Origin of the sequence: Bartonella sp. AP72JLCBS (assembly GCF_042195705.1) — a bacterium.
Taxonomy (GTDB): domain Bacteria; phylum Pseudomonadota; class Alphaproteobacteria; order Rhizobiales; family Rhizobiaceae; genus Bartonella.
This window is the reverse complement of the sequence record NZ_JBHIOU010000013.1, coordinates 48,984-59,975: the sequence shown is the minus strand read 5'-3', so window position 1 is coordinate 59,975 and position 10,992 is coordinate 48,984. Positions and strand designations below refer to the sequence as shown.

General features: G+C 38.5%; 8 protein-coding genes and 4 pseudogenes. 7 read left to right on the top strand and 5 right to left on the bottom strand.

The genetic code is table 11. The features are described 5' to 3' along the window. Window positions 1-305, bottom strand: a pseudogene (locus ACFILO_RS07650) (Arm DNA-binding domain-containing protein); the annotation flags it as partial. A 464-nt stretch (window positions 306-769) separates the two neighbouring features. On the opposite strand from ACFILO_RS07650, the pseudogene ACFILO_RS07645 reads away from it, so the two are divergent. From ACFILO_RS07645 to ACFILO_RS07635, 3 genes and pseudogenes are all read left to right on the top strand, one after another. Beyond that, a pseudogene (locus ACFILO_RS07645) lies at window positions 770-1,784 on the top strand (hypothetical protein); the annotation flags it as partial. Then, a pseudogene (locus ACFILO_RS07640) lies at window positions 1,779-2,134 on the top strand (glycoside hydrolase family protein); the annotation flags it as partial. The pseudogenes ACFILO_RS07645 and ACFILO_RS07640, both read left to right, overlap by 6 nt. Next, window positions 2,131-2,358, top strand: a complete 228-nt coding sequence (locus ACFILO_RS07635) for a hypothetical protein (protein WP_273788001.1) — start codon at window positions 2,131-2,133, stop codon at window positions 2,356-2,358. The pseudogene ACFILO_RS07640 and the gene ACFILO_RS07635, both read left to right, overlap by 4 nt. Before the next feature lie 409 nt (window positions 2,359-2,767). Here the strand turns inward: ACFILO_RS07635 and ACFILO_RS07630 are convergent, their stop codons facing one another. Together ACFILO_RS07630 and ACFILO_RS07625 are read right to left on the bottom strand one after the other, a co-directional pair. Continuing rightward, on the bottom strand, window positions 2,768-3,040 hold the full coding sequence (locus ACFILO_RS07630) for a type II toxin-antitoxin system YafQ family toxin (protein ID WP_375678083.1): 273 nt from the start codon (window positions 3,038-3,040) through the stop codon (window positions 2,768-2,770). A gap of 9 nt (window positions 3,041-3,049) precedes the next feature. After that, a pseudogene (locus tag ACFILO_RS07625) lies at window positions 3,050-3,330 on the bottom strand (type II toxin-antitoxin system RelB/DinJ family antitoxin). Window positions 3,331-3,607: 277 nt separating this feature from the next. Between ACFILO_RS07625 and ACFILO_RS07620 the strand changes: the two are divergent. From ACFILO_RS07620 to ACFILO_RS07610, 3 genes are all read left to right on the top strand, one after another. Then, on the top strand, window positions 3,608-4,570 hold the full coding sequence (locus tag ACFILO_RS07620; protein WP_375678081.1) for an L-threonylcarbamoyladenylate synthase: 963 nt from the start codon (window positions 3,608-3,610) through the stop codon (window positions 4,568-4,570). Window positions 4,571-4,572: 2 nt separating this feature from the next. Further along, window positions 4,573-5,982, top strand: a complete 1,410-nt coding sequence (locus tag ACFILO_RS07615) for an FAD-binding oxidoreductase (protein ID WP_375613033.1) — start codon at window positions 4,573-4,575, stop codon at window positions 5,980-5,982. Between the two features lie 144 nt (window positions 5,983-6,126). Further along, window positions 6,127-6,654, top strand: a complete 528-nt coding sequence (locus tag ACFILO_RS07610) for a DUF6101 family protein (protein ID WP_375628324.1) — start codon at window positions 6,127-6,129, stop codon at window positions 6,652-6,654. 1,085 nt (window positions 6,655-7,739) lie between these two features. Here the strand turns inward: ACFILO_RS07610 and purD are convergent. Beyond that, complete coding sequence (purD, locus tag ACFILO_RS07605; protein WP_375678080.1) at window positions 7,740-9,014, bottom strand: phosphoribosylamine--glycine ligase; 1,275 nt, start codon at window positions 9,012-9,014, stop codon at window positions 7,740-7,742. A gap of 90 nt (window positions 9,015-9,104) precedes the next feature. Here purD and ubiA point away from each other — a divergent pair, with 90 nt between their 5' ends. After that, on the top strand, window positions 9,105-10,109 hold the full coding sequence (ubiA, locus tag ACFILO_RS07600) for a 4-hydroxybenzoate octaprenyltransferase (protein ID WP_375678079.1): 1,005 nt from the start codon (window positions 9,105-9,107) through the stop codon (window positions 10,107-10,109). A gap of 237 nt (window positions 10,110-10,346) precedes the next feature. On the opposite strand, the gene pdxH is transcribed toward ubiA, so the two are convergent. Then, entirely contained in the window at window positions 10,347-10,970 is a 624-nt protein-coding gene (gene pdxH, locus ACFILO_RS07595; protein ID WP_375631578.1) for a pyridoxamine 5'-phosphate oxidase, read from the bottom strand. Window positions 10,971-10,992: the final 22 nt, after the last annotated feature.

Here is a 10,992-nt window from a genome sequence, read left to right as displayed (position 1 = left end):
TGTCTTTTAAGTAATGGAGATTGCTTATTGCTTCACGCTTTTGTTTATCGCGTTCTTTAATGGGGTCACGCCCCTCATGCAAAACAGAACGCCATTGGTTTGCCAATTCACGGGCTTTTTTTAAAGAAACATGTCTTAAGGCACCCAATCCCATTTCACGACGGCGCCCATGAATGGTATAACGATAAAGCCATTGAGCACCACCATCTTTACGCTTATGGAGAAGCAAGCCAGCACCATCATTATATTTGCCAGCTCGTGGGTGTTGCGACAGATCTTGCATTAAGACGGTTCATAAGAGCCATTTTTAGTCCTTTCTTATACAAATTTTATCCACACACTCATCCCACTTGTTATGTACAAGCGAGTGGTTTTGATTGATTCAGCATACACAGATTTGAAATGAGAGAATCTTACGTTATTCGGGACTCTCACTCAACATACAAAACAGTGAATTATCATTATAAATCAATATCTTGTTGTAGCCAAAACCTAATCCGTAGGAGATTGTTGAAAATGTTGGAACTATCCTTGGTACTTTTGCTGGGCTTAGCAACATCAGAGCGAAAGAAAATATCGTACGAGTAGGGCAGCGAGATGGATACAAACTCTATGAGTATAACTACAGGGGCTATCCAGAGCGTTATCGCGGGGTGATGGCACAAGATGTTTTGAAGTCAAAACCTGAAGCTGTTTTCTTGCATAAGGCGATAGGTTTTTTGCATGTAGATTATAGCAAGCGTGGCTGTGAGATGGAAAGGGTGCAGTGATGGAACAAGAAAACACAAATTCTCTTTTAAAGTTGTTTGATCCAAAATTTTTGCGTCCCTTGATATATCAGGGTATGTATCAATTGCCAAAGCATTTGTTCGAACAAGCTTTCTACGCCTCCAAGCACACCGTTGGAAGGACGATACAAGCCAAGTTTTTTTAGAACGGGCTGCTTGTCGCACAAACCCTTTTGATGCGAGCAATGGGGATAATACTCCGCAAAAATTGAGTCCTATAGAGCTTATTCGCGGTTCTCAAGCAGGGACAGAACGAGCTGGGAAAAAACGCCAGCAGAATTGATTATGTCTATGGATGATTTAAAACGCCAAATGCCTCCATTGCCGGATGTTTCAAAGAATACTGTTAAGATACAAGAGGTGCCGGAGCAACAAAAACATGACTTCTCAGAGCAGGGAGGTGTTGCATCAATGATTCCTCAATCTCCACTTGTTGGGAACATTGATCAGTCTAGTGGGGATGAAGCTGGGCGACAGCAAAAAAATGTGATGGATTATATTGCTCAACTTAATGAGAAATCTATAGCGGAAAACTCTTTGAAAAATGATTCTGGAAATGATGAGGAAAAGCTTTTTGATGCACCTATAGGAGAAGAAAAACATTTGAATGCACACTTACCAGAAGAGGAGCATTTAAAAGCAAGTGGTGATCTTGAACAAAAAACAGATTATATCAAGTCACTTGATAACTTTGTTCAGACAGGAGCAAATCCAAGTAGCTTATGGGAGCGTTTTAGAAAATCAGAATTTTCCGAGCATTTAATGGATTTTTTTGCAGGGCTTGCGTTAGGAAAGACACCACAAGAAAGTTTTTCAAATGCATCTATCCTTATGCGGCAGGGCAACAAGGAACGCGCACAACATAAACAAACTTTGCAATTTTTACGCTCTAAAGGGTATAGCGATGAAGATGCGCAAGCACTCACGCAATATCCAGATCTTGCCATGAAAATCATAGGCAACACGTTAAGCCCTCAAGAAGGCTATAGAACACTACTTAAAAGGCTTAATCGGGGGATTATGAATCTGTACCAACCGAATTGCAGAAATGGACCAAAGCGGGAGGCAAACGTTTACAAGGTCTTGTACACCGGCGTGTAGCAGAGGCAGGACTATGGGCGAAAGGGGCTTATGTTTCTTCCAATTATCAAACAGTAGAAACGCAAGCACCAACGGGGGGTTTCAAAGCAGACGCATTGGCACCGATTATTGGTTCTTTCTCAGGTCTTGGTGGATTTTTAGTGGGCAATGGACCCATTCAATGGGCTTTAGCCGCCATTATGGTTTTAGCCGCATGTACTGGTATTTTCTTTGTTGCTAAACGCTTTCAGGAGCACCGCCTATGATCTTATGGATGAAAAGAAACTTGATGGTAACAGGTGCGGCTTTAGCCGCTTTTTTTATTGCCTTAGCAAAAGCTTTTACTCTTGGGAAAAAAGTAGAGCAACAAAAGCAAACAGAAAAAGCTTTAAAAGCAGCCACAACACGGCTTGAGGTGGAAAGTGAAGTTAATCAAAAAAGTGATGCTGATGTGCGTGCTGCTCTCTCTCACTGGTTGCGCGACAAATAAATATGTTTCTTCTTGTGTTGGTTGGTTACCTATTTATTTAAGCCGACAAGATCTGAACACCATTAGCTCAAACTTAGCAAGAGAGATCTTAAAGCATAACAAGCAGGGTCAACGCTTGTGTGGGTGGAAACATGGCTAGAAAAAAACACAAGACGATATAGAGCTTACAGAAGCAGAAAAAGAAATGCTTCAAGAAATGATACTTACCTACCAAAGTGTGAAAATGATGTCTCGCTTGATGAAGTGGATAGCATTTTTTCTTTTTTTGCTTATCCTTGATTTTGCACGCCTCATGGATGCGCTAGATAATGTCATTGCACATTTAAAGCAGTGGTTCTTAAAGAATTAGAAAAACTGTCATACAAGCAGAACTTCGAAAAATTCTTTTTACTATGAATTGTAGATCCAATCATAAGCGTAGTTCAGAATGCAAACCAAGTCGTAAGAGCTCTAGTGTTTTGGTATCTGGCTTTCGATAGATCAAAACTAAATCTGGCTTGATATGACAATCACGACAATTGTGCCATTGACATGTTAGTGCATGATCTCTCCAATGCGCCGTTAGCGGTTCATTCTCCGCTAACGCTTTGACCACAAGCAGCAAATCCTTCTCTAGTGTATTAGCATACCTACCTTTGCTGTCACGTTTAAGGTCAGACCGGAATGAACGCGTATAGACAATATAGCAAGCTTAGGTTTTCTTTTCAGATTTACGCATTTCGGTTCTATCTTCGCGTATCATGGTCCTTAAGCTGTCTAATGATGTGTGTTCGATGCGTCCCATTTCAGCATCCTCGATAGCTCGTAATGTTTCCGGATTTGGTTGAAAGATCCAAGCGGTAATGTTCGATCTCTAGCAATGCGGGTCATAAACATGCGTACTGCATCCGATACAGTTAAACCCGTAGACTTAATAACTGCACTTGCAATTTCTTGAACTTGATCAGGTATGCGGGCTTGAATTTTTCCCATTTCTAAATCCCCTATTCAATTGTAGTACAATGTACTGCACGTTAAGTCTATGTCAAGAGTTTCAACAATAGCTTTTCACAAGAGAACTTAGCAAAATTCAAAAAATTATTAGAGAAAGTTAGAAGAATAAGGTATGTTTTGTAGAAGAATATTGGAAAATCCTATTCCCTAACCTTTATTTATGAACCCCATACTTAAAAAAACATATAAATCAATGTGATATATGAATAAAAAAGAGCATAATATCACTAAAAGAGTGTTATAGAAATGATGTGTCATGACGATTCTACCACTCGATAGTGCTTCGATAAGAGAGGCAATAGCGCTTCTTGAACAAGGGAAGTTAGTAGCGTTACCAACAGAAACTGTTTATGGATTAGCAGGCGATGCAACCAATGGGAGGGCAATTTCTTCTATTTATTCTACAAAGGGTCGTCCGCAAATTAATCCTCTTATTGCGCATGTTAGCGGCACCGAAATGGCGGAACGTTATGTTAAAATTGACTTTCTTTCACGCCAATTAATAGAGGAATTTTGGCCAGGGCCTTTGACATTGGTTTTGCCTTTAAAGGAACAGCATAATATCCATCCTTTAACAACCTCTGGTTTGAATACCTTGGCTGTTCGTTTTCCAGACAGTCGTTTTGCGGAAGTGGTACAACATTTTGGCCGTCCACTTGCTGCTCCTAGTGCGAATCAATCGGGGCGTCTTAGCCCTACTTCAGCTGAGGCTGTTTTTGCATCTTTGGGGGAATCTGTTCCTTTGATATTGGACGGAGGACCTGCTAAAATAGGGCTGGAATCAACGATTATTAAAATTTGTGGTGAAAATATTTATCTTTTGCGTCCAGGGGGGCTTGCGGCTGATAAAATTGAAGAGGTTGTGGGGAAGCCTTTAAAACGGATAGATCAAAGGGCGGCGATTGAAGCTCCTGGGATGTTAAAATCGCATTATGCTCCCAATGCTACGGTTCGTTTGAATGTAGAAAAGGTGGAAAATGGTGAAGCGCTTTTAGCATTTGGTTCAAAGCGTGTTATGGGGGCTGAAAATGCCGTTTCTATTTTAAACCTTAGCGAAGATGGAAAGTTGGAAGAGGCAGCCTCTCATTTATTTCAATATATGAAGGAATTAGATTCATTTAAAGTGAGATGTATCGCAGTAGAACCTATTCCATCATACGGATTAGGAGAGGCTATCAATGATCGTCTTATACGGGCTGCGGCTCCAAAGGAGAAATGAACATGGAGCAGGAATTAATTGAAGGGTTTAGGGAAATTGTTGGTGCTAAGCATGCTATAACGGATCAAGCTTTGATTGCACCGTATTTGCTTGAAGAGCGTGGGCTTTTTCATGGAAAAACACCTTTACTTTTACGTCCATCTTCTTGCGCAGAGGTCTCATCGATTATGCAGTTCGCGAGCAAAACGCGCACACCGATTGTGCCACAGGGTGGAAATACAGGGCTTGTGGGGGGACAACAACCAGATGAAGGAGGAGGGAGCGTTCTTTTATCCATGGAGCGATTAAATAAGATTAGAGCTATAAATCTTGAGGGAAATTTTGTTGTTGTAGAGGCTGGTGTTATTTTACAGGATTTACAGAAAAAAGTGGATGAATCAGGTCGTTTTTTCCCTCTTTCTTTGGCATCTGAAGGTTCTTGCCAAGTAGGAGGCAATCTTTCGTCGAATGCTGGAGGGACAGCTGTTTTAGCTTATGGCAATATGCGTGATCTTTGTCTTGGTTTAGAAGTTGTTTTACCGGATGGGCGTATTTTAGATGATTTGCGTTTTGTTAAAAAAGACAATAGCGGTTACGATTTAAAAGATCTTTTTATTGGTGCAGAAGGCACATTGGGAGTTATAACTGCAGCCGTTTTGAAGATGTTTCCAAAAATAAAAGGAAAAGCTGTTGCTTTGGTGGGATTATATAGTCCGGCGAAGGCTTTAGAGTTTTTATCTCTGGCTCAAGAATATGGAGGAGGGATGTTGACAGGTTTTGAGCTCATGGGAAATCTCAGTTTGCAAATGGCTTTAGATTATAAGATGTGTGAGAAGCCTCCTCTTCAGCGGAAACATGAATGGTATGTATTAATGAACATTTCATCGTTGCAAGGCAATGATGAGGCGTTATCGGTATTGAGTACTATTTTAGAAGAAGCTTTAAAGAATGCGGTGATAGAAGATGCAGTTGTTGCGCAATCTTTAAAACAGCAAGATTTTTTTTGGCAATTACGAGAAAGTATATCATCAGCACAAAAGTTAGCAGGAGGGTCCATTAAGCATGATATTGCAATCCCACTTGCTTCTATTCCTGATTTTATTGCTGAGGCAGCGCTTATTGTTGAAGATATTGCTCCAGGAGCAAGGGTGATTTGTTTTGGACACATGGGCGATGGAAATTTACATTATAATATTACACAACCTGTAGGAGCTGATACGACAGTGTTTTTGCAGTTATGGTCAACAATGAATCATCGCATTCATAGTTTAGTGGTGGACTATAGAGGTGCATTTTCTGCTGAGCATGGAATTGGTCAGCTTAAGCGCGAAGAACTTCGTTCTTTTAAATCGCCTGTCGCATTGGATATTATGCAAGGGATTAAAAAAACACTCGATCCTTTAGGGATAATGAATCCTGGAAAAGTATTATAATTCAAGAATGGTGATCATGCATTTTTGTTTAGATTTTAATAACCAAAAAAGAAACCAGTTGTTTTTTATTCAAACTTTTAATAATCCAATGAGAAAAAGCTGCTAAAGGGTGTATGTTATTTAAGATAAATTGGGATAATGTATATGGCTAATCAATGCTTTAATCAGGCAAAAGCGGTGCTTGAATTTCGGTTAGATCCGTGCCATTTGCCACAAACGACGACATATTTTTCATCCAAAACGGGTAATCAGGTTATTTGTTCGTTAAATGAGCGTGGTGTTTCTTTTAAAACGGATATGCCTTCAAGCTTATCGCATTTAATACCCCCTTATCATTTTCAAGGAATTGCAGCACGTACCGTAAAAACGCGTTCAGGAGAAAGAGCTGTTGCATTAGAATTACTTCATGCCGATGAGGAAGCTTGTATACCGCTTTTGGTTTCCAGAGATTTGAATAATGTTCTTCTGGATTGGCGGTTATGGGCGGATACTTATGGCCTTCCCATGCTTATGATCAATGAAGATAATCGCATTCTGGTTGTAAAAGATCGTTCTGATTTACATCGATTTTTTGGTACAACAGCACATTCTAAACAAAAGCATTTTTTACTTCGTTATAGCAATCCGTTAGGCTTGCGTTTGGTGATTGCGAATCGAATTGCACTCCAGTAAATTAACATGCATTCATTTTTGTACGACCGTCAGCATTTATCTTGTTGTGCTGTAAAACATCGTTGTTTGGGGAGGTAACATAAGGCATGTAAACTTCACACATGAAGTGTTTTTAGAAGATATGGCGAATATTCTTAAGTTTGCTTGTTGGTCTTTGTGTAAGTGCAGCATATGAGTGGGAAGCAAGAGGAACCCGCTTAATGAGAATTCAGACCTTTACAGACGGGATTTGGTGTGACTTTTGGTTCTTGAAAACAAAGAGAAAGTCAATGATTGTAAATGAGAGTTTTTTGACACCATACATTGGCAGCAGGAATCGATGATGTAAAACGCTTTTTTCAGAGAGGTAAAAACGGTTTTCATAACAATAGAAACTGTTTTTTTGCGGTATAATTTTGGGTTTTTGCCACATTATTAAAAACACCAGAAGATTACTGGAAGTGTTTTTGAATTTTTTTTATAAATCATTTCTCCATGTTGAATGAAAGCTTTGAATATTGCAGAATATTCTTATTTCATCTCTCTTTTATAATCAAAATCATTTAGATAGAAAGGGTTATCGTAATATTGAGAATTGGAAAATACAATGATGGTATCGGTTTTTATTTTTATTCCAGAAAGCTGGCAGAATGGATTTATACTATTTGCAGGTAGTGTCGTAAAATGGGAATGATAAGCATGAGAGATATTGTTTAAGAATTTGTATGTGAATAACATAACTATCTTTTTTGGGCATTTTATTTTTCGTAAAAGCGGAATTTCACTAAAAACGCGATAAATAAAAGAAATGATAGTATATACGTTTTTCCTCAGGATTTTATAAGAAAGAAAGTGTTTATAAAAATGATGAGAAGATGCGTTTAAAGTAAAGACAACAGTAAAATGATTATTTTATATTACATCTTCAGATTCAGAAAATTTTCCTATTTTATCATGAGTAGATATCCTATTTACAATATTTGATTGTTCAAAGGAAAGCACACTTATTTTTTCAAAATTATGGTCGACGTAAAACAGTGAGAAAATTTTTGTATCATGCTCTTATATAAAATAAGAAAATCGTAAAAAAAGAATATTCAAAGGATTTAATTTTCTCGCGCAACGGCTCTCCATCCGATATCACGACGAACAAAACCTTCTGGCCAATCAATACAATCAACAGCTTCATAGGCACGTTTTTGTGCATGCGTAATCGTTTTTCCTGTTGCAGTTATATTGAGAACACGTCCACCATTTGCAATGAGTTCTCCATCACGCAACACTGTACCAGCTTGAAAAATTTTCACATCGGGAAGAGAGTTTACTTGATCAACGTTACGGATAACAGTACCTTTTTGGGGAGAGTCTGGATAACCATTAGCAGCCATAACAACGGTGAGAGCAGCTTTTTCAGACCACCGAAGAGGCTTATTTTCAAGTTTTCCTTGAGCAGCAGCAAGAAAAATTGGCAAAATGTCCTCTTTGAGGCGCATCATTAAAACTTGACATTCAGGATCACCGAATCGTACGTTAAATTCAATTAATTCGGGTCCTTTTTGCGTTATCATTAATCCGACGAAGAGAATACCTTTAAAGGGAGCGCCCATTTCTTTCATGCTTTTTAAAGCTGGTTCAACAATTTCTTTGAGAGTACGATTCACTATTTCTTTGGTCATGATGGGCGCTGGTGAATAAGCACCCATACCACCGGTGTTTGCTCCAATATCCCCATCACCTACACGTTTATGATCTTGAGCAGATCCAAAAGGAAGAGCAACTTTACCATCACAAAGGCAGAAGAAGCTTGCTTCTTCACCTTCAAGAAAAGATTCTACAACAATTTTGTTTCCTGCATCTCCAAATGTACTTTTGAAGCAGGCATCAACTGCGTTAAATGCTTCTTCCATAGTTGTTGCAACCACAACACCTTTGCCAGCTGCTAAGCCATCAGCTTTAATAACAATAGGAACATCTTGTTGCTGAATGTAAGCTTTAGCTTTAGAGGCATCATTAAAGCATTGGTAACTTCCTGTAGGAATGTTATTCTTACGACATAAATCTTTTGTAAAAGCTTTTGAACCTTCTAGTTGAGCAGCTTTTTGAGTAGGACCAAATACACAGATGTTAGCGCTATTAAGGGAGTCTGTTATACCCGCAACCAATGGTGCTTCTGGTCCTACAATTACAAGATCAATAGAATGTGCTTTACAAAAATCAATAACAAGGGAATGGTTATCAATGTTTAAATTAATATTTTCACCAAATTCTGTTGTTGCAGGATTTCCAGGAGCACAGTATAATTTTGTTAGCAGTGGTGATGCTGCTATTTTCCATGCTAAAGCGTGTTCTCGTCCACCTGAGCCAATAAGAAGAATATTCATTGCTTGCTCCTCTCATAAAAGATAATTAATCTCATCCCCTTCTCATAAGAATGAAATGTCTCTATCGCAAGACCAAAGGTAAATCATTTGATGAAAAAAAATAAAAATATCGCGCATGTTCAGTCCTATGATAGCCAAGGACGGGTTATGGATGCATCTTCCAAACAATGGGTCTACAGCTTCCTTCCCCGTTCTTTATGGTTTTATGCGCAATTGGCGCGTTGGGATCGACCTATCGGTTGGCAATTGTTGATGTGGCCTTGTTTTTGGTCAACAACAATGGCTTTTTTCTCTTATAACATGCATTACGATACTCTTTTATCAATGTTTCTTCATTGGGTTTGGTATCTTTTTCTTTTTTTTCTGGGATCTATTGCTATGCGAGGGGCAGGATGTACTTGGAATGATCTTATTGACCATAAAATTGATGCTCAGGTAGAAAGGACACGTTCTCGCCCATTGCCAACAGGTCATGTGAGTCGGTTTCAAGCGAGAGTTTTTATCCTTGTGCAATGTTTTGTTGGTTTAGTTGTTTTATCACAATTTAATAGGTTTAGTTTTTTTCTAGGTATTTCGTCATTGATAGCTGTTGCATTTTATCCTTTTATGAAACGCGTAACATATTGGCCGCAGTTTTTTTTAGGCGTTGCATTTAATTGGGGGGCATTAATGGGGTGGGCTGTTGTCTTTGGAAGTTTAAGCTGGGCACCAATCTTGCTTTATGTGGGATCAATTTTGTGGACCATAGGATACGACACAATCTACGCACATCAAGATAAAGAAGATGACGTTACTGTTGGTGTCCGTTCTACGGCTCTTCTTTTTGGTAAAGCAACCAAGCGTGCTTTAGTATTTTTGTATGGTGGTTTTGTGATGTTCATTAGTCTAGCATTTTATTTAGCTGGAGTCCCTGTTCTTAGTTTTTTGGGGATTTTTGTGGCAAGCATCCATATGTTTATTCAAATTAAAGTCATTGATATAGATGACAGTTCACAATGCCTCAGGCTTTTCAAATCTAATTCGCTTATTGGTTTTGTGATTTTTGCTGGTTTAGTATGTGGGGGTATATGGATGATATTTTATCCTGCGGTCTAAAAATAAGTTAGCTAAAATCATAGTTTCTACTGAATACAGTATGTTTTTTTTAATAAGCTTGTTGCTAATCTATTTTTAAGCAATACAGTAGAAAATATTACTAATCAACTGTTACAGTGAAAATAAAATTCTTCTATTTAAATAAAATAAATCATCTTCTTTTAGAATTTTTCGAATAAAAAATATTTGTTTAATTGTTGCGAAGAAAAAATCTTCATAACGATGAAGTTTGAAGGATTAGGGATAAAGTTTTTGTCTTTTCCAATCATTGTTTTCAATACAATCGCGTGTAAAAAGCAGACGATCATGTAAACGAAATGGGCGATCGCACCAGAACTCTATAGAAAGGGGTTTAACACGAAACCCAGACCAATAAGGTGGTCGTGGAATATTGCCTAGAGCATAACGCGCAGTATATTGAGCAATTGCTTTTTCGAGCACAAAACGATTGTCTAAAGGTTGAGATTGTTTAGATGCCCATGCACCAATTCGACTACCACGTGGTCGCGATTGGAAATAGGCATCGGCTTCCTGTTGACTTACTTTTTCAACAATTCCTCTAATTCTGACTTGACGACGGAGCGATTTCCAATGAAAACCTAAGGATGCTTTCATTGATTTTAAAATTTCTTGTCCTTTACAGCTTTCATAATTGGTATAGAAGACAAAGCCTTGGGGACTGTAGTCTTTGAGGAGAACCATACGAACATTAGGGAGTCCTGTTTCGTCAACTGTTGCTAATGCCATAGCATTCGGATCATTTATTTCACTTATCGTTGCCTCTTCAAGCCACTTTGCGAAAAGTTCAAAAGGTTTTTGCATTTGCATAAAATGATCATCTGTTGGTATTTTTTTGCTCATAGTTTCTCCAAATATCAGTGAG